Origin of the sequence: Variovorax stachyos, assembly GCF_051400855.1 — a bacterium.
Lineage (GTDB): Bacteria > Pseudomonadota > Gammaproteobacteria > Burkholderiales > Burkholderiaceae_C > Variovorax.
The window spans coordinates 292,711-311,510 of record NZ_JBLFFN010000002.1 but is presented as its reverse complement, the minus strand read 5'-3'; the positions used below and the strand labels follow the sequence as shown (position 1 = coordinate 311,510).

Genomic DNA, 18,800 nt, shown 5'->3' with positions numbered 1-18,800 from the left:
AAGGGCCTCAGTACCCCGCTTTGCCGCCCTTGCGCCGGCGTGCGAAGAGTCCCGTCCCCCTGGCCCCCTGTTGCCGGAAGCGCTCGCGTCGCGCGATCTTGGGGTCGACCGTCAGCGGGCGGCACAGTTCGATGCGGTCGCGCGCATGCACCGGCTGCTCCCATTCCACGGCGCGGCCCCAGATGCCGGGCGTCATGGCCTCCCAGTCGAGTTGCGGATACCGCGCGGCAAGACTGCTCGCCTGCACCGCATCGCGAACTGTGGCGCCTTCGGCCACCCCGAGTTCCTCTTCGAACACCTCGCGCGGGGCCGGCGAATACGCAACCGTCACCTGAAACATCAGCTCTGGCCGTAGATATGCTCGGCGCGCTTGACGAAAGCTTCGACCAGGTTGGAGGCGATCTTGTCGAACACCGGCCCGACCAACGCCTGCAGCGCGAAGTTGCTGAAGCCGTAGCTGAGGTTCAGCTCGACCCGGCAGGCGCGCTCGCCCTCCTCGCCCACGGGGGTGAACTTCCAGACGCCGTCGAGATTGGAAAAGGGTCCGTCGACCAGTCGCAAATGCACCTCGCGGCCCGGCACATGGGTGTTGCGGGTGGTGAAGCTGTGATGGAAGCCGCTGAAGGCCAGGCCGACCTCTGCCGTCATGCCCCCTTCGTCCTGCTCTATCACCCGGGCCCTGTCGCACCACGGGAGGAACTCGGGATACGTCGCCACGTCGGTGACCAGGCTGTACATCTCCTCGGCGCTGTACCAGATCAGGATGGACTTGTGGACTGCTTTCATGAAATCGAATGGGGGTGCGGTCGATTGTATGAAGGGCCGCCTCACGGCACCCGCGCCGCACGGGCGATCCCGCGCCGCGGTTCATTTCATAGAATCGCACGGTGTGTGCGTTTGACCGTTGTGTGGATGCCATGCGCCCCCACCTGACGAAGCCATGGCCACCAAGAAACAAGACACCTCCTCCCGGATCGCCGACAACAAAAAGGCCGCGTACAACTATTTCTTCGAAGAGCGCTTCGAGGCCGGCATGGTGCTGGAAGGCTGGGAGGTCAAGTCGCTGCGCGAGGGCAAGGTGCAGCTGACCGATGGGTATGTCGTGATCAGGGACGGGGAGCTGTTCGTCATCGGCTGCCAGATCAACCCGCTCAAATCCGCCTCGACGCACATCAACCCGGACTCGGTTCGCACCAAGAAGCTGTTGCTTCACAAGGAGCAGATCCGCCGGCTGGTCGGCAAGGTCGAACAGAAAGGCTACACGCTGGTCCCGCTCAACCTGCACTGGAAGGCCGGCAAGGTGAAGTGCGAGATCGCGCTGGCCAAGGGCAAGGCCGAGCATGACAAGCGCGACACCATCAAGGACCGCGAAGGCAAGCGCGAAGTCGAGCGCGCAATGAAGAGCCGCCACCGCTGAAGAGGACGACACCATGGCCGCCAGACCGCTCGACGCCCAGCGAACCAAGCCCCTCGAGGGCGGGCCCAGCTTCTCCCTCCGCAACCGCTTGCTGCGCGCCGCCTGGAACGTGAGCTGGGCGCTGCTGGCCTCCTGGACGCCGCCGCAGATGCGCTTCTGGCGCCGCTTCCTGCTCAAGCTCTTCGGCGCGAAACTGGGCGAGTCCAGCGACGTGCGCGGCAGCGCGCGGGTCTGGTATCCGCCCCATCTGCACCTCGCGGATCGCGCCCTGTTGGCCGAGCGGGTCAATTGCTACAACATGGCGCCGATCACGCTGGGCCGTGCCGCGCTGGTGTCGCAGGGCGCGCATCTTTGTGCCGGCAGCCACGACATCGCCTCGGAGACCTTCCAGTTGACCGCCAGCCCGATCGTCATCGGCGCCAGCGCCTGGATCGCGGCCGAGGCCTTCGTCGGTCCGGGCGTGGAGGTGGGCGAAGGCGCGGTGCTGGGCGCGCGCGGCGTGGCCTTTCGATCGCTGGACGCCTGGACCGTCTACGGCGGCAATCCGGCCAAGGCGATCAAGCCGCGGGTGCTGCGAACCGCCGAGCACGGCTGATGTTTTTTTCGCGGCGCCGGGAATAAGCTGCGGTCTTCCGGCGTTTATGCAGCAATGGACTCCCGCGCACTCATCGACCAGATCCCCAGCCTCCGGCGCTATGCCCGGGCGCTGACCGGCGACGCCTGGGCGGCCGATGACCTGGTCCAGGACACGCTGGAACGCGCCTGCCACAAGTGGCAGCTTTGGATCGTGGGCAGTGACCTGCGAGCCTGGCTGTTCACCATCATGCACAACGTGTTCGCCAGCCAGGTCCGCCGCGCGCCGCCGCGCGCGACGGTCGACATCGACGAGGTCGCGGCGCAACTGCCCGGCGCGGAAAACGCGCGCGACCGGGCCATCGACCTGCAGCGCTGCCTGCTGCTCCTGCCGGAAGAACAACGCGCCGCGCTGCTGCTGGTGGCGCTCGAGGACATGTCCTACGCCCAGCTGTCGAGGGTGCTGAACGTTCCGCTCGGCACGGTCATGTCGCGCCTGGCGCGGGCGCGCGTCCGCTTGCAGGAACTGATGGAAGGGGGCCTGCCTCCGGCTTCCAGCCGTTCCGGGCTGCGCCGCCTCAAGTGAAGCGCATCGCCATGAAGCCGCCCTCCTCCTCTCCCCCCGACACCGATCAGCCCGCCTGGCGGGCCCAGCGCGACGCGCTGCGGCGGCTGCACAGCGAGGTACTGGACGAGCCCGTCCCGCCCTCCCTGCTGGCAGCCGCGGAAATGGTGGCGGCGCGCCAGAGCCAGCATGCCCGCTGGATTCGCTGGAGCGGCATCGCAGCCGGCCTGCTCGTCGCCTTTGGCGCCGGCTGGCTGGGCAGCGCGGAATGGGCAACGCAGCGCCAGGCCTTGCTGGCCAAGGCGCCACCCACGCGGGAATTCGTGCGTGCCGCCGCAGTGGCCCACGTGGTCTACGCGCCTGAGAAGCGCCATCCCGTCGAGGTCGCCGCCGCCGAGCAGCAGCATCTGGTGGAATGGCTCTCCAAGCGGCTCGGCAAGCCGCTCAAGGTGCCGGACCTGTCGGCCCAGGGCTACGTCCTTGTCGGCGGTCGTCTGCTGCCCGGCAGCCCGGGTGCGCGGGCACAGTTCATGTTCGAGCGCGGCGACGGCGAGCGCCTGACGCTCTATATCGGCAGCCTGGGCGCCGCTGCGGCGCAGACTTCACAGCCTGGAGAAACAGCCTTCCGCTATTCGGCGGAAGGGCCAGTGTCGAGCTTCTACTGGGTCGACCAAGGCTTCGGCTATGCACTCACCGGCAATTTGCCGCGCGAGGTGCTGCTGAACCTGGCAGGCGCGGTGTACCGCCAGCTTTGATGGAAGGCCGGAGTGCCAGCCGGGTCGGCCTGTTAGATGTGTTTGTTCAACAAGGAGAAAACTTCATCATGAAACTGCTCAGTGCCTCGATTCTCGCGGTCGCCCTGCTCGCCGGCTGCGGCGGCATGTCCCGGACGGCTTCGATGCCGGACACCCCGACCCGCACCGCCGACGGCGTGCTGGTCGGGCCGACCGGCATGACGCTCTACACCTTCGATCGGGACACAGCCGGAAGCGGCAAGTCGACTTGCAACGGGCCCTGCGCGACCAACTGGCCGCCGCTGCTGGCACCCGCCACGGCCAAGCCGATGGGTGCCTACACCATCGTCATGCGCGACGATGGCAAGCGCCAGTGGGCGTACAAGGGCTGGCCGCTGTACTACTGGAGCAAGGATGCCAAGACCGGCGACAAGACGGGCGACGGCGTCAACAACGTCTGGAAGGTCGCGCGGCCCTGATCGGACGGGGGCGCTGCGTGCTCAGCAGCGCCCTTTCTTGGCCTGCCCCGGTGGGCAGTGATAGCCACCGTGATGGTCGTCGTCATGCCCGCGATGGCCCTGATGACCGCGACGATCGTCGTCGTGCCCGCGGTGGCCATGATGGCCGCGACGATCATCGTCGTGCCGGTGGGCACGCCTTTCGGCCCGCCGCCAATTGGGCTCGGCCCAACGCCAGCCGCCGTCGGCCTGTACCCAGCGACCCGGGGCGTACACGTAGTCCGGCCTCGCCCGCTCCCAGTAGCCACCGCGCCAGGCATAGGCACCACGAGCCCACTGCCAATGGCCGGGCACCCACACGAAACCTGCACGCCGCGCCGGCACGACTTCGTAGCGTGGAGCAGGGGGCGCCACCGTGATCAGGCCCGGCACGTTGATGTTGACCGACACCTGGGCCGAGGCCCCCACGGATGCCGCAGCCGCCGCAACGGCCAGCAGAATGGCGCAAAGTCGCATCGCTATCTCCCTTGATTGGATGGAAAGTCTTGAACGCGCCCGAGGCCTGGCGCGAAATCGGTGGAAGCACGGATGCTAATGGCTTCCCGGCACGGCTAGAGCCGCAGCACGCCGACCACGCAGCCCGAGCCATTCATTGAACACCAGGGCCCCGATCACCAGCGCCCCGCCTGCCATCACGTTCGGCGACGGGGCCTCGCCGGCGCCGAGCCAGGCCAGCGTGATGCCGAAGATGATCTCCAGCAGCGCGAGCAAGGCGACCTCGGGCGCCTTCAGCACCCGTGCGCACAGGACGGAGAGCACGCAGGGAATCGCGAGCTGGAACAGGCCCAGGAAGGCGAGCAACCCGACGTCGTGCGCGCTGGCCTGGAAGGGCCAGGCCAGCGGCAGCGTCAACAGCGAAGAAAGCGCGGCGCCTACCAGCACCGAGGGCACCAGGTCCACGTCGTGCCCCTTCGCATGGGCATGCTGCACCACGGTCCAGTTGCAGGCGCCGGCCAGCGGCACGCACAGCGCGACCAGCGTGCCGGCGAGCCCTCCGCCCTCCCCGAGCTGGGTGCCGTACATCCAGCCGATGCCCACACCGGCCACCACGATGGCGGCCCACGTCCGCGCCGGCAGCCGGTGACCAATGAAGAGCCGGGCCGCGAGCGCGGTCAGCAGCGGCCCCAGGGCCATGGTCACCAGTACGTTGGCCACGCTGGTCAGCGTGAGCGCGACCATGAAGGCGGTGAACATCACGCACCAGCAGAGGCCCGAGATCCAGAGCGCGCGGCCACCGGCGCGGATCTTTGCGAACACGGCCCGGCCCTGCCAGGCCGGCAGGATCACGAGCAGCGCTGCAAGCGTGAAGAAGCTGCGCCAGAAGGTGATCTCGAAGCTGCGCGCATGCTCGAGGTGGCGTGTGACGACGCCCGCCGTGGCCCACATCAGGGTCACGGCGACCATCAGCCAGACGGCGCGGCCGTGGGTGAGCACAGCCTTAGACGGCGGTCTCGCGGCTGGCGCGCTTGCGCTCATGTTCCTTCAGGTGGCGCTTGCGCAGGCGCACGCTCTTGGGCGTGATCTCGACCAGCTCGTCCTCCTCGATGAACTCGACGCCGTACTCCAACGTCAGGTCGATCGGCGGCGTGATCTTGATCGCGTCCTCCTTGCCGGAAACCCGGAAGTTGGTGAGCTGCTTGGTGCGCGTGGCGTTGACCACCAGGTCGTTGTCGCGGCTGTGGATGCCGACGATCATGCCCTCGTACACCGGGTCGTTCGCACGCACGAACATGCGGCCGCGATCGTCCAGCTTGCCCAGCGCGTAGGTGAAGATCTCGCCGTCGTCCATGGAGATCAGCACGCCGTTCTTGCGGCTGCCGATCTCGCCCTTGTGCGGCTCGTAGCTGTCGAAGATGTTCGAGATCAGGCCCGAGCCGCGCGTCAGGTTCAGGAACTCGTTGGTGAAGCCGATCAGGCCGCGCGCCGGGATACGGTACTCGATGCGCACGCGGCCGCGGCCGTCCGGCTCCATGTTGACCAGCTCGCCCTTGCGCTCGCCCAGCGCCTGCATCACGCCGCCCTGGTGCTGGTCCTCGATGTCGACCGTCACCATCTCGATCGGCTCGTGCCGTACGCCGTCGACGTCGCGGAACACCACGCGCGGCTTCGACACCGCCAGTTCGTAGCCTTCGCGCCGCATGTTCTCCAGCAGGATGGTCAGGTGCAGCTCGCCGCGGCCCATCACCTCGAACACGCCCTCCTCGTCGGTTTCCTTCACGCGCAGCGCGACGTTGTGCTGCAGTTCCTTCTGCAGGCGGTCCCAGATCTGGCGGCTGGTGACGAACTTGCCTTCACGGCCGGCCAGCGGGCTGGTGTTGACGCAGAAGTTCATCGTCAGCGTGGGCTCGTCCACCTTGAGCATGGGCAGCGGCGCCGGGTTGGCCGGATCGGTCACGGTCACGCCGATGCCGATGTCGGCAATGCCGTTGATCAGCACGATCTCGCCCGGGCCGGCTTCGGCGGCCTGCACGCGCTCCAGGCCCTGGAAGGTCAGCACCTGGTTGACCCGGCCCTTGAAGGACTTGCCGTCGGGGCCTTCCATCACCACCACGTCCATCATCGGACGGATGGTGCCGGCGTTGATCCGGCCGACGCCGATGCGGCCCACGAACGTCGAAAAGTCGATCGCGGAGATCTGCAGCTGCAAAGGTGCATCCGGGTCGCCTGCGTGGGCCGGCACGTGCTGGAGAATGGTGTCGAACAAGGCGGACATGTCGGGGCCCCACTGCTCGCCCGGCGCGCCCTCTTCCAGCGACGACCAGCCGTTGATGCCGGACGCATAGACCACCGGGAAGTCCAGTTGCTCGTCCGTCGCGCCCAGCTTGTCGAACAGGTCGAAGGCGGCATTGACCACGTGGTCGGGGCGAGCACCCGGCTTGTCGACCTTGTTCACCACGAGGATCGGCTTGAGGCCCAGCGCCAGCGCCTTCTTCGTGACGAATCGCGTCTGGGGCATCGGGCCTTCCTGGGCGTCGATCAGCAGCACCACGCCGTCCACCATGCTGAGCGCGCGCTCCACCTCGCCACCGAAGTCGGCGTGGCCGGGGGTGTCGACGATGTTGATGTGCATGCCCTTCCAGGTCACGGCGCAGTTCTTGGCCAGGATCGTGATGCCGCGCTCTTTTTCGATCGCGTTGTTGTCCATCACGGTGTCGACCACTTTCTCGTGCGCGGCGAAGGTGCCTGATTGGCGGAGCAGCTGGTCGACCATCGTGGTCTTGCCATGGTCCACGTGGGCAATGATGGCGATGTTGCGGATCTGATTGGTGCTCATGGTGTGGCTTCGGTCAAAAGTGTCTGCTGGATTTCGATGGGGTTCAGCAAGCGCCCCGGGATGAGTTCGCCGGCCTTCACATGCGCAGTGCCGAGGAAGGCGCGCGGTGTGCAGCCGAAGACGGCGACCTCCGCGGCATCGGGCCAGCCACCGCGACGGCGCAGGCCCGAGAGAAAGCGTGCCGCATCTTCCGGCGGCAGCATGACGCTCGTATGGCTGGCCACCAGGGACTCGACGGGCAGCAGCTGGGCGAGGCGCTCTTCTTCGCTCATGCCTTCCAGTGCTTCCAGCGTCACGCAGTGAGACGCCTCGAAATTGCCGGTGGCCGTGCGGCGCAGCGCGCTGAGATGGGCGCCACAGCCGAGCGCCTCGCCGATGTCCTCGGCGAGGGTGCGGATGTAGGTGCCCTTGCTCACGCTGGCCCGGATGCGGATCTCATGCGCCGACAACTGGCTGAGCGTCAGCGCGTGGATCACGACATCGCGCGCAACGCGTTCGACCTCGATGCCCTCGCGCGCATATTCGTAGAGCGCCTTGCCGTCCTTCTTGAGGGCGCTGTGCATCGGAGGCACCTGGCGGATCCGGCCGGTGAACTGCACCTGGGCGCGCGCCAGATCCGCGGGCGTGACGGCAACGGGGCGCTCGTCGATCACCTCGCCTTCGGCGTCGCCGGTGGAGGTCCGGATGCCCAGCCGCGCAACCGCCTCGTAGGTCTTGTCCGCGTCCAGATGCAGTTGGCTGAACTTGGTCGCGGCCCCGAAGCACAGCGGCAGCACACCGCTCGCGAGCGGATCGAGCGTGCCGGTGTGACCTGCCTTCTCTGCGCGCAGCAGCCACTTGGCCTTCTGCAAGGCCTGGTTGCTGGACAGGCCCAGCGGCTTGTCGAGCAGAAGCACCCCATGCACAGGGCGCCGCTGCACCCGTGTGCGTGGCGCGTTCATGCCTAGTCGTCTTTGGAACGGGAGGCGACGGCCTGCGCGATCAGCGCATTCATGTCGGCGGCGCGCTCGGTCGTGCGATCGAACTGGAAGTGCAGCGTGGGCACGGTGTGGATGTGCAGCCGCTTGAAGAGGCCGTTGCGCAGGAAGCCCGCCGCCTGGTTGAGCGCCTCGGTGGTCTCCACCGGGTCGCCCACCAGCAGGCTGAAAAAGACCTTCGCATGCGCGTAGTCGGGCGTGACCTCGACCGCCTGGATCGTGACCATGCCCACCCGCGGGTCCTTCAGCTCGCGCGCGATCAGCTCCGTCAGATCGCGCTGGATCTGATCGGCGACCTTGAAGGCGCGATTGGGGGTTGCGGCTTTTCTCTTAGGCATCTTGATCAATCACAAGCGTCGCGAGATCGGGCTCAGTGCAAGGCGCGCCGTCGCAGACAGTACCTTGGTACGGCAAGACGGCTGCAACGCGGCAATGAGCCCGATATCGCGGCGCGCTCACAACGTACGCGCGATCTCTTTGATCTCGAAGAACTCGAGCTGATCACCTTCCTTGATGTCGTTGTAGTTCTTGAGCTTGATACCGCACTCGAAGCCTTCGCGCACCTCGCGCACGTCGTCCTTCATCCGCTTGAGCGACTCGAGCTCGCCGGTGTAGACGACCACGTTGTCGCGCAGCAGGCGGAAATGCGCGCTGCGGGTGACGTAGCCCGAGGTGACGTAGCAGCCGGCGACCGTGCCGATCTTGGACGCCACGAACACGGTGCGGATCTCGGCCGAGCCGATGACCTCTTCGCGCCGCTCGGGCGCCAGCATGCCGGCCATGGCCGTCTTCAGCTCGTCCACGGCGTCGTAGATGATGCTGTAGTAGCTGATGCTGACGTTGTTGCCCTCGGCCAGACGACGCGCGCCCGCGTCGGCGCGCACGTTGAAGCCGATGACCGTGGCCTTGGAGGCGATCGCGAGGTTGATGTCCGACTCGCTGATGCCGCCCACCGCCGCGTACACCACCTGCACCTTGACCTCGTCGGTCGAGAGCTTGAGCAGCGACTGCGCGAGCGCTTCCTGCGAGCCCTGGACGTCGGCCTTGATGATGATCGGCAGCGTCTTGACCTCGCCGGCGCCCATCTCCGAGAACACGTTCTCGAACTTGGCGGCCTGCTGCTTCGCCAGCTTCGTGTTGCGGAACTTGCCCGCGCGATAGGTCGCGATCTCGCGCGCGCGGCGCTCGTCGCTCATCACCATGAACTCGTCGCCGGCCTGCGGCACTTCGGTCAGGCCCTGGATTTCCACCGGGATGGAGGGACCGGCTTCCTTGGTGGGCTTGCCGTCCTCGTCCAGCATGGCGCGCACGCGGCCGTAGGTCGAGCCGGCCAGCACCACGTCGCCGATCTTGAGCGTGCCGGATTGCACCAGCACGGTCGCGACCGGGCCGCGGCCCTTGTCCAGCTGCGCTTCGATCACCAGGCCCTTGGCGGCCGCATCGACCGGCGCCTTGAGCTCCAGCACCTCGGCCTGCAGCAGCACCTGCTCGAGCAGGTCGTCCACGCCCTGGCCGGTCTTGGCGGACACCGACACGAAGGGGGTGTCGCCGCCGTATTCCTCAGGCACCACTTGCTCGGCCACCAGCTCTTGCTTGACGCGGTCGAGGTTGGCATCGGGCTTGTCGATCTTGTTGATCGCCACCACGATCGGCACCTTGGCGGCCTTGGCGTGGCTGATGGCTTCCTTGGTCTGGGGCATGACGCCGTCGTCCGCTGCCACCACCAGGACCACGATGTCGGTGGCCTGCGCGCCGCGGGCGCGCATGGCTGTGAAGGCCTCGTGGCCCGGCGTGTCGAGGAAGGACACCATGCCGCGTTCGGTCTGCACGTGGTAGGCACCGATGTGCTGCGTGATGCCGCCGGCCTCGCCCGCCGCGACCTTGGTGCGGCGGATGTAGTCCAGCAGCGAGGTCTTGCCGTGGTCGACGTGGCCCATCACGGTCACGACCGGCGCGCGCGGCAGCGCCTCGGCCAGTTGCCCGGACACGTCCTCGTCGGTGAAGGCTTCCGGATCGTCCAGTGCGGCGACGACCGCGCTGTGGCCCATTTCCTCCACGATGATCATCGCGGTGTCCTGGTCCAGCGACTGGTTGATGGTCGCCATCTGGCCCAGCTTCATCAATTGCTTGATGACTTCGGAAGCCTTGACCGCCATCTTGTGCGCCAGCTCGGACACCGTGATGGTCTCGGGCACGTGCACTTCGAGCACGCGCGCCTCGACCGGCGCGGCCTGCACCCGATCTTCCTGGCCGCCACGGTCATTGCCGCGACGCCCGCGCGGGCCGCCGCGCCAATTGCCGCGGCCGACACCGCCGCTGGCATCGCCGCGGGTCTTGATTTCCTTCTTCTTGGCGGTGTCGCCGGCCCAGCTCGACGAGAGCTTGGCCGACTTGACTTCCTTGCCTGCGCCCGGCGCCGCGGCGCCGGGTGCGGCCGGCGCGCCAGGACGCGCCGCCGGTGCGGCCGGCTTGTGCAGCGTGCCCTTGACGCCTGCGGCCTTGGCTTCCGGTGCAGGCTTCTCGGGCGCCTTGTGCGGCACCAGCACGCGGGCCGGCGCATTCATCATGGCGCGAATGGCTTCCGCCTCGGCCAGCGCCTTGCGGCGACGCTCGTCGAGGTCCTTGGCCCGCGCGGCTTCTTCGTCGGCACGGGCCTTGGATTCGGCGGCCGCCTTGGCCTTGGCGTCTTCCTTGACCTGGGCGGCAGCGGCTTCGGCAGCGGCCTTGCGGTCGGTCACGGCCGGGGCTTCCTCGGGCGCTTCGGGGGCGCCTTCGGTCACGGCGGCGGCAGCCTTTTCCGCGGCCGCCTTGGCACGCGCGGCGCGGGCCTGCTGCTCGGCCTGTTCGGCACGCTCGGCCTTCTCGCGCTCGCGAGCCTCGGCTTCCTCGCGCAGGCGGCGCTTCTCGACCAGCTCTTCCTCCTGGCGGCGGATCAGCTCGGCCTGGCGGCGCGCCTCTTCCTCGCGGCGCGCGAGTTCGGCCTCGTCGACGCGAGGCGCCGCGGGCTCGGCAACAGAGGGAGCAGCAGTCTCGGCAACCCCCCTCACTGGCTCGGGCGTGGCCGGATGTCCCTCATCGCGCTGGATGAAGGTGCGCTTCTTGCGCACTTCGACCTGGATCGTGCGCGCACGGCCGGTGGCGTCGGCCTGCTTGATCTCGGTGGTCGATTTCTTGGTCAGCGTGATCTTCTTGCGCTCAGGCTCGACCGTGCCGTGGCTGGCCTTCAGGAAGCCGAGCAGGCGCTGCTTGTCGGCCTCGGTGAGCGCGTCGGTGACGGCGGCCTTGGGCACGCCCGCGCTCTTGAGCTGGTCAAGCAGGATTTCGGGCGTCTTCTTGAGCTCGTTCGCGAACTCGGCGACAGTGGTACTGGACATATTGCTTTCGTGCCTCCATGACCGTCACTCTTGGCCGGCGAACCAGTGTTCGCGGGCCTTCAAGATCAGGTTCTTGGCTTCATCGGCGCTCTGGCCGGTGATTTCGGTGAGTTCGTCGACCGCGAGGTCGGCCAGGTCGTCGCGCGTGTGCACGCCCGCTTCGGCCAGCTTCGGGATCAGGGCGGGGTCGAGGCCCGCGAGGTCGCGCAGGTCCTGCGAGACGCTCTCGACGTTCTCTTCCCGGGCGATTTCCATGGTGAGCAGCGCATCCTTGGCGCGCGAGCGCAGCTCGTTGATCGTGTCCTCGTCGAAGCTCTCGATTTCGAGCAGCTCGGAAATGGGCACGTAGGCCACCTCCTCCAGGCTGGTAAAGCCCTCGGAGATCAGGATGTCGGCGATCTCCTCGTCGACGTCGAGCTTTTCCATGAAGAGCTTGCGGCTGGCGTCGGTCTCGCTCGCCTGCTTCTGGGCGGACTCGTTGGCGTCCATGATGTTGATCTTCCAGCCGGTCAGCTCGGAGGCGAGCCGCACGTTCTGGCCGCCGCGGCCGATGGCGATGGCGAGGTTCTCCTCGTCGACCACCACGTCCATGGCGTGCTTTTCCTCGTCGACCACGATCGATGACACGTTGGCCGGGGCCAGCGCGCCGATCACGAACTGGGCCGGGTCTTCGCTCCACAGGACGATGTCCACGCGCTCGCCGGCGAGCTCGTTGGTGACGGCGTTGACGCGCGTGCCGCGCACGCCGACGCAGGTGCCGATCGGGTCGACGCGCTTGTCGTGCGAGAGCACGGCGATCTTGGCGCGCGAGCCGGGGTCGCGGGCGCAGCTCTTGATCTCGAGCAGGCCTTGCTCGATTTCAGGCACTTCCTGGCGGAACAGCTCGATCATGAACTCGGGCGCCGCGCGCGACAGGATGATCGGCGCGCCGCGCAGCGTCAGGTCGACTTCCATGATCATGGCCCGCACGCGGTCGCCGTTGCGCAGGTTCTCCTTGGGGATCATCTCGCTGCGGCGCAGGCGCCCTTCGACGCGGCCCGCCTCGACGATGATGTCGCCCTTGTCCAGGCGCTTGACCGTGCCCGTGAAGATCTTCTCGCCGCGCGACATGAAGTCGTTGAGCAGCATCTCGCGCTCGGCGTCGCGGATCTTCTGCAGGATGACCTGCTTGGCCGCCATCGCGCCGATACGGCCGATCGGCACCGACTCGACGGCTTCCTCGATGTACTCGTCGACCTCGATGTCGGGCATCTCTTCCTTCGCCTCGAACAGGAGGATTTCCTGGTCGGGCAGCTGCAGGCCGGCCTCGTCGGGCACCACGTGCCAGCGGCGGAAGGTCTCGTAGTCGCCGCTGTCGCGATCCACCGCGACTCGGATGTCCACATCGCCCGGGTAGAGCTTCTTGGTGGCTTGCGCCAAGGCGGACTCGACCGCACCGAAGACGACGTCGCGTTCGACGTTCTTCTCGCGCGAGATCGCATCCACCAACATCAACATTTCGCGATTCATGCCACCACTCTCCTTGTTCAGTCCGACACCGTCGTGTCGGGTTTGGGCCTGCGCCCCTTGAAATCCACGATCGGGGCGAGCCGCGCCTCGCGCACCTCGTCCAGGGTGAAGCCCAGCGCCTGCATCGGGGCCGGCGCGCGCTTCGTACTGATCTTCTGGCCGGGCTTCGGCGCCGTCTTTCCTTCGGGCTCCTGGCTCCAGACGATCTGCCAGCCCTGGGACCCATCGGCCCCTGCGACCCGCTCCAGCGTGCCGCGAAACTTCTTGCGGTTGGCCGCCACCTGGCCACCCGCGGCGGCGCCCATGGGCGCCTTCAGCGTGATGTCGACCACCTCGCCGACGAAACGTTCGAAATCCTGCGCATTGCGCAGCGGCCGGTCAATCCCCGGCGAAGAAACCTCGAGCCGCTTGTAGTCGATGCCGTCCACTTCGAGCGCGAACTGCAGCTGGCGGGTGACCTTCTCGCAATCCTCGACGGTGACGAAGGCGTCCGGCGCGCCGGGCGCCGCTGCCTCCGATTTGGGGCCGCTCCAGGGCAAATCAATCGTGACACGCAGCAGTCCTCCCGCCGAGCGTTCGATCTCGACCAGGTCGTAGCCGAGGCCGGCCACGGTTCGTTCCACTGTCTGCTGCAATGCCACGTGCTTGAGTGCGCCTTCTGCGTGTGTGTTCGGTGCGCCGCCCGCCAACGCCCCGAAAAATGCTTCGACCAATAAAAAACGGGCGGTAAGTACCCGCCCGTTTGGTCGTGAGCCTCGAATTATATGCCAATCGTGTCAGGAAGCGCTGCTTTCTACGCCGCAAAGACACCTGCCGACCGCCTCGCGCGCCACCAGACCCAGGCGAAGAGCAGCGCGCCGAGCGCCAGTGCGGCAGCAGCTACCAGCAGCGGCAGGGTGAAGGCTCCCGTGCGCTGGGCCAGCGGGGCGGCGAAGAGTGGCCCGAGGATCTGGCCGACGCCATACGACGCCGTCGCGTAGCCGATCAGCCCGGCCGCCGCGTTCCCCCGCAGACGGCGGGCCTCCCGCATTGCGAACAGGGTGATTGCCGTGAACGGCAGGCCCAGCAGCAGGCTGCCCAGCATGAAGCCGGCGATGCTGGGCCAGGCCACGGACAGCAGCACGCCGAGCGCCTGCAGCCCGTAGGCGACGGCCAGCAGCAGCCGGTTGTCCCACTGGACCGGCGCGCGCGCCCCGATCAGGGCGCCCGGCACCACCGCCAGGCCGAACAGCGGCCAGAAGAAGTCGGGCCAGGACGAACCCGGAAGCGCCTGGCGCGCGATCACGGGCAAGAAGGTGGCCGTGATGATGTAGCCGAAGCCGGCGAGGCCGTAGAGCGCGACCAGCCACCGCGCATCGAAGCGGGCGGCGGCGGAGTCGGCCTGCTCTGCGGCGGCAGAGCCTGCAGCCGGCGCGGGGGCCAGGGCGTGGGCACCGTCGCCGAAGATGCGCCAGACCCCGGCGATCAGCACCGCCGACAGCAGCCCGAAGCCGATCCAGCCGGCCTCCGAACCCCAGCGTCCGATCGCGCCGCCCAGCAGCCCCGTGATGGCGATGCCGATGCCCGGGCCGGTGTAGATCACTCCCTGCAGGGTCGGCGCGTGGGTCTCGGCCAGGCGCCTGAGACCCCAGCCCGACGCGAAGACGAAGGTCCAGGCGCTCACGACTCCGGCCGCCGTGCGCAGCACGCCCCAGGCGGTGAAGCCGTCCCAGAGCCCCATCCCGAGCAGCAGCGCCGCAGTGGCGACCAGCCCGCCGCGCACCATGGTGGCAGCCTCGATCCGGATCGCCGCACAGGACAGCGCGCCCAGGAAATAGCCCAGGTAGTTGAGCGAGGCCAGCAGCCCGCCCGCTTCCAGCCCCAGCTTGCCCTCGTGCAGCATGATCGGCAGCATGGGCGTGAAGGCGAATCGCCCCAGCCCCATCGCCACCGCCAGGGCCACCATGCAGGCCAGCGCGGCCCGCCAGGCACCGCGCTGGTCGCTTCCGATTGTCGACATCGATAGGTTCCGGATTCTTTGAATCAGCCAACGGCCGCAGCCACCAGCTTCTGCGTGTAGGGATGCTCCGGCGCATCGAGGACGCGCAGGGCGGCGCCGGATTCGAGGATCGCGCCGTCCTTCATCACGATGACCTGGTGCGCCATGGCCCGGATCACCTCGACATCGTGCGTGATGAGCAGGTAGCTCAGGCCGCGCTCGCGCTGCAGGCGCTGCAAAAGGCCCAGCACTTGCTTCTGAATGGTGACGTCGAGCGCACTGGTGGGCTCGTCGAGTACCAGGAGCCGCGGATCGACGATCAGCGCCCGCGCAATGGCCAGGCGCTGGCGCTGGCCGCCGGAGAACTCGTGAGGATAGCGATCCAGGAGCGATGGGAACTGGGCCTCGGTCAGGCCCACATCGGCCAAGGCCTCGAGCGCGCGTACGCGGCGGGCGGCGGTGTCGAGCCCGGGCGCATGCACCGTCAGGCCTTCGCCGACGATCTGCTCCACCGTCATCCGCGGTGAGAGCGAGGAGAACGGGTCCTGAAACACGACTTGCATCTGCCGGCGCAGTGCGCGATCGTTCGCCCGGCCGGTGTTCCAGTGCTGGCCCCCGACCCCGAGGCTGCCACCATGCTTGAGCAGGCCCAGGGCGGCCAGCGCCAAGGTCGACTTGCCCGAGCCCGACTCGCCCACCACACCGAGGGTCTCGCCCTGCCCGATACGGAAATCGGCGCCTTGCACTGCCACGAACTCACCCTTGCGGAACCAGCCGGCGAAGCCGGGGCGCGAGACCGGGTAGCTCACCCGCAGGCCCTGCGCCTGCAGCACCGGTGGCTCCTGCTGGGGAGGCACGGGCGGCACATTGCGGGCAGGCCGGCTGTCGATCAGCTTGCGGGTGTAGGCATGCTGCGGGGCGCCGAACACATCGGCCACGGCGCCCTGCTCGACGATGTTGCCGTCCTCCATCACCGCCACCCGGTCGGCAAAACGGCGGACCATGTTGAGGTCGTGCGTGATCATCAGCACGGCCATCCGGTGCTTGTCCTGCAGTTCGGCCAGCAGGTCCAGGATCTGCGCCCGCACCGTCACATCGAGCGCCGTGGTGGGCTCGTCGGCCAGCAGCAGGCGCGGCTTGCAGGCCAGGGCCATCGCGATCATGGCGCGCTGGCGCTGGCCGCCCGAAAGCTGGTGCGGAAAGGCCCGTGCACGGCGGGCCGGCTCCAGGATGCCGGTGTCGGCCAGGAGCTGGACCGCCGCCTCCTGCGCCGCACGCCTGGGTAGCGCCTCGTGCAGTTCCAGGACTTCGGCGATCTGGTCGCCCACGGTGTAAAGCGCGTTCAGCGCTGTCATCGGCTCCTGGAAAATCATCGCGATCTCCTTGCCGCGGACGGCGCGCAGCTGGCGCTCGGGCAGGGACAGCAGATCGCGCGGGCCGGCCCCCTCCCCGGTCGCCGCCAGGCGCGCGCTGCCGGAGACCTCGGCGTTGAGGGCCAGCCGAAGCAGGCTCAGCGCGGTGACGGTCTTGCCGGAGCCCGATTCGCCCACCAGGGCCAGCTTCTCGCCGGGTGCGATGCCGAAGTCGATGCCATGGACGACCTCCTTGCCGCCAAAGGCGACGCGCAAGCCCCGGACTTCGAGCAAGGCGTTCATAGGCTCCCCCACGCTCTGCACTTCGTGTCATCGCTGCCCCCGGAGGGCGCGCGAGCTTGCTTGGGGCGGCCCGGCGCGGCGCTCATTGATCGGCCTTCCGCGGATCGAGCGCATCGCGCAGCGCGTCGCCCATGAACGTCAGGAGCATCAGCGTCACGACAAGCACGGCGAAGGTTGAGATCGAGATCCACCAGGCATCGATGTTGGCCTTGCCCTGGCTCAGCAGCTCGCCAAGCGAAGGGGTGCCCGGCGGCACGCCCAGGCCGAGGAAATCGAGCGAGGTCAGCGCCAGGATTGCTGCGCTCATCCGAAACGGCAGGAAGGTCACGACCGGCGTCATGCTGTTGGGCAGGATATGGCGCCACATGATCTGCAGATTGCCGACCCCGAGCGCACGCGCGGCGCGCACATAGTCCATCTGGCGATTGCGCAGGAACTCCGCGCGCACATAGTCCGAGAGGCCCATCCAGCCGAACAGGCTCAGGAGAATCAGCAGGAGCGCCACGCTGGGCGCGAAGATGGCGCTGAAGATGATCAGCAGGTACAGCTCGGGCATGGAGCCCCAGATCTCGATGAAGCGCTGGAAGGCAAGGTCGGTCTTGCCGCCGAAGTACCCCTGGACCGCTCCGGTGACGATGCCCAGCACCACGCCGATCACGGTGAGCGCCAGCGCGAACAGCACGCTCACGCGAAAGCCGTAGATCAGTTGCGCGAGCAGGTCGCGGCCGCGGTCGTCGGTACCGAAGAAGTTTTCGCCGGAGGGCGCTGCCGGATTCGGCGCCTTGGCAAAGTAGTTGAGCGTGCGCGGGCCATACGGGTTGGGCGCGTAGAGCGCCCAGTTGGCTCCACCAGCGATGCGCTCACGAATGAATGGGTCGAGATAGTCGGCAGGTGTCTCGAAGTCTCCGCCGAAGGTCTTCTCGGAGTAGTCGCGCAGCACCGGAAAGTAGGTCTGCCCCTCGTATCGGACGATCAGCGGGCGGTCGGTGGAGAGCACCTCGGCGAACAGGCTCAGCACCACCAGGACGCTGAAGATCATGAGGCTCCAGAAACCGAGCTTGTTGCGCTTGAAGCGCAGCCAGGCACGGCGGGCGGGGCTGAGGCTGACGGTCGTTCCGGCCCGCCCGGCCGACGCCGCCGCCTGCCCGACGGCAGGCTCCGAGCGACCGATGCCGATGGGCGACTCAATCGAACTTGACACGCGGATCCACCCACACGTAACAAAGGTCGCTGATCAGCTTGGTCACCAGTCCGATCAGCGTGAAGAGATAGAGCGTGCCCAGCACCACGGGATAGTCGCGCCGGATGACGCTTTCGTAGCTCAGGAGACCGAGTCCGTCGAGCGAGAACAGGGTTTCGATGAGCAGCGAGCCTGTGAAGAAGGCGCCGATGAAGGCCGCGGGAAAGCCCGTGATGATGGGGATCAGGGCGTTGCGAAAGACATGCTTCCAGAGCACCCGGCGGTCGCTCAGGCCCTTGGCGCGCGCGGTCAGGACGTACTGCTTGCGGATCTCCTCGAGGAAGGAGTTCTTGGTCAGCATGGCTGTCACGGCGAAGCTGCCGAGCACCATGGCCGTGACCGGCAGCGTGATGTGCCAGAGGTAGTCGACGATGCGGGCGCCCCAGGTCATGCTTTCCCAGTTGGACGAGGTCAGCCCCCGCAGCGGAAACCACTGCAGCTGGCCGCCGAAGATGACGAGCAGCGCGACGCCGAGAACGAAGCCGGGGATGGCATAGCCGATCAGGACGATCAGCGTCGTGATGAAGTCGAAGCGCGAGCCTGCGCGTACAGCCTTGGCAACGCCCAGCGGCACAGCGATCAGGTAGCTGATGAAGAAGGTCCACAGGCCCAGGCTGATCGAAACCGGCAGCTTCTCCTTCACCAGCTCCCACACGGCCTTGCGCTGGTAGAAGCTGTTCCCCAGGTCGAAGCGCGCATAGCCCTTGAGCATTTGCCAGAAGCGTTCCAGCGGTGGCTTGTCGAAGCCGTAGAGCTGCTTGATCTCCTCGACGCGCCGGGGGTCCAGCCCCTGGCGGCCGCGGTAGCCCGCGCCGCCGGTCGCAGCCCGCTCGCCGCCGGCGTCGCGGCCCTGCAGTTGCGACACCATCTGCTCCACGGGGCCGCCCGGCACGAACTGGATCACGCCGAAGGTCACGATCAGCACCCCCAGCAGCGTCGGCACCATCAGCAGCAGGCGTTTGAGGATGTAGCTGGCCATGGAGGGG

At 67.6% G+C, this 18,800-nt stretch carries 19 protein-coding genes; 5 read left to right on the top strand and 14 right to left on the bottom strand.

Annotated elements, in window-relative coordinates; translation table 11 throughout:
- Positions 1-7 precede the first annotated feature (7 nt).
- Together ACMGEZ_RS04745 and ACMGEZ_RS04740 are read right to left on the bottom strand one after the other, a co-directional pair.
- Positions 8-340 carry an RnfH family protein gene (locus ACMGEZ_RS04745; protein WP_436821093.1) on the bottom strand — a complete coding sequence of 111 codons (333 nt, stop codon included), beginning with the start codon at positions 338-340 and terminating at the stop codon, positions 8-10.
- Entirely contained in the window at positions 340-786 is a 447-nt protein-coding gene (locus tag ACMGEZ_RS04740; RefSeq protein ID WP_436821092.1) for a type II toxin-antitoxin system RatA family toxin, read from the bottom strand. Before ACMGEZ_RS04740 ends, ACMGEZ_RS04745 begins: the two co-directional genes overlap by 1 nt.
- A gap of 154 nt (positions 787-940) precedes the next feature.
- Between ACMGEZ_RS04740 and smpB the strand changes: the two genes are divergently transcribed.
- The 5 genes from smpB (at position 941) to ACMGEZ_RS04715 (ending at position 3,768) form a co-directional block, all read left to right on the top strand.
- Positions 941-1,417 carry an SsrA-binding protein SmpB gene (smpB, locus tag ACMGEZ_RS04735; protein ID WP_068685526.1) on the top strand — a complete coding sequence of 159 codons (477 nt, stop codon included), beginning with the start codon at positions 941-943 and terminating at the stop codon, positions 1,415-1,417.
- 13 nt (positions 1,418-1,430) lie between these two features.
- A complete protein-coding gene (locus ACMGEZ_RS04730; protein WP_436821091.1) occupies positions 1,431-2,012 on the top strand; it encodes an LbetaH domain-containing protein in 582 nt (193 codons plus the stop codon).
- Between the two features lie 54 nt (positions 2,013-2,066).
- A complete protein-coding gene (locus ACMGEZ_RS04725; RefSeq protein WP_436821090.1) occupies positions 2,067-2,576 on the top strand; it encodes a sigma-70 family RNA polymerase sigma factor in 510 nt (169 codons plus the stop codon).
- Between the two features lie 11 nt (positions 2,577-2,587).
- Positions 2,588-3,310 (top strand): anti-sigma factor family protein, encoded by a 723-nt coding sequence (locus ACMGEZ_RS04720; protein WP_436821089.1) that lies wholly within the window; start codon positions 2,588-2,590, stop codon positions 3,308-3,310.
- Positions 3,311-3,378: 68 nt separating this feature from the next.
- Entirely contained in the window at positions 3,379-3,768 is a 390-nt protein-coding gene (locus ACMGEZ_RS04715; protein ID WP_436821088.1) for a COG4315 family predicted lipoprotein, read from the top strand.
- Positions 3,769-3,789: 21 nt separating this feature from the next.
- Here ACMGEZ_RS04715 and ACMGEZ_RS04710 read toward each other — a convergent pair whose 3' ends face one another.
- From ACMGEZ_RS04710 to ACMGEZ_RS04655, 12 genes are all read right to left on the bottom strand, one after another.
- Positions 3,790-4,263: a hypothetical protein gene (locus ACMGEZ_RS04710; RefSeq protein WP_436821087.1), complete on the bottom strand. Its 474-nt coding sequence runs from the start codon at positions 4,261-4,263 to the stop codon at positions 3,790-3,792.
- Between the two features lie 75 nt (positions 4,264-4,338).
- Positions 4,339-5,211 (bottom strand): DMT family transporter, encoded by an 873-nt coding sequence (locus ACMGEZ_RS04705; protein WP_436821368.1) that lies wholly within the window; start codon positions 5,209-5,211, stop codon positions 4,339-4,341.
- A 34-nt stretch (positions 5,212-5,245) separates the two neighbouring features.
- Positions 5,246-7,081 carry a translational GTPase TypA gene (gene typA / locus ACMGEZ_RS04700; RefSeq protein WP_436821086.1) on the bottom strand — a complete coding sequence of 612 codons (1,836 nt, stop codon included), beginning with the start codon at positions 7,079-7,081 and terminating at the stop codon, positions 5,246-5,248.
- The gene (truB, locus tag ACMGEZ_RS04695) at positions 7,078-8,022 is read right to left on the bottom strand and encodes a tRNA pseudouridine(55) synthase TruB (RefSeq protein ID WP_436821085.1); all 945 of its coding nucleotides are present in this window, start codon (positions 8,020-8,022) and stop codon (positions 7,078-7,080) included. The genes typA and truB overlap by 4 nt, the downstream gene beginning before the upstream one ends.
- A gap of 2 nt (positions 8,023-8,024) precedes the next feature.
- Positions 8,025-8,396: a 30S ribosome-binding factor RbfA gene (rbfA, locus tag ACMGEZ_RS04690; protein ID WP_068685509.1), complete on the bottom strand. Its 372-nt coding sequence runs from the start codon at positions 8,394-8,396 to the stop codon at positions 8,025-8,027.
- A gap of 117 nt (positions 8,397-8,513) precedes the next feature.
- Positions 8,514-11,432, bottom strand: a complete 2,919-nt coding sequence (gene infB / locus ACMGEZ_RS04685) for a translation initiation factor IF-2 (protein ID WP_436821084.1) — start codon at positions 11,430-11,432, stop codon at positions 8,514-8,516.
- A gap of 24 nt (positions 11,433-11,456) precedes the next feature.
- Positions 11,457-12,941 (bottom strand): transcription termination factor NusA, encoded by a 1,485-nt coding sequence (gene nusA / locus ACMGEZ_RS04680; RefSeq protein WP_436821083.1) that lies wholly within the window; start codon positions 12,939-12,941, stop codon positions 11,457-11,459.
- A 17-nt stretch (positions 12,942-12,958) separates the two neighbouring features.
- A complete protein-coding gene (rimP, locus tag ACMGEZ_RS04675) occupies positions 12,959-13,582 on the bottom strand; it encodes a ribosome maturation factor RimP (protein ID WP_436821367.1) in 624 nt (207 codons plus the stop codon).
- A 152-nt stretch (positions 13,583-13,734) separates the two neighbouring features.
- Positions 13,735-14,940 carry a YbfB/YjiJ family MFS transporter gene (locus ACMGEZ_RS04670; protein ID WP_436821082.1) on the bottom strand — a complete coding sequence of 402 codons (1,206 nt, stop codon included), beginning with the start codon at positions 14,938-14,940 and terminating at the stop codon, positions 13,735-13,737.
- 23 nt (positions 14,941-14,963) lie between these two features.
- Positions 14,964-16,574, bottom strand: coding sequence for an ABC transporter ATP-binding protein (locus ACMGEZ_RS04665; RefSeq protein ID WP_436821081.1), 1,611 nt, complete (start codon positions 16,572-16,574; stop codon positions 14,964-14,966).
- 82 nt (positions 16,575-16,656) lie between these two features.
- Positions 16,657-17,745, bottom strand: a complete 1,089-nt coding sequence (locus tag ACMGEZ_RS04660) for an ABC transporter permease (RefSeq protein ID WP_436821366.1) — start codon at positions 17,743-17,745, stop codon at positions 16,657-16,659.
- A 13-nt stretch (positions 17,746-17,758) separates the two neighbouring features.
- On the bottom strand, positions 17,759-18,793 hold the full coding sequence (locus ACMGEZ_RS04655) for a microcin C ABC transporter permease YejB (RefSeq protein ID WP_436821080.1): 1,035 nt from the start codon (positions 18,791-18,793) through the stop codon (positions 17,759-17,761).
- Positions 18,794-18,800: the final 7 nt, after the last annotated feature.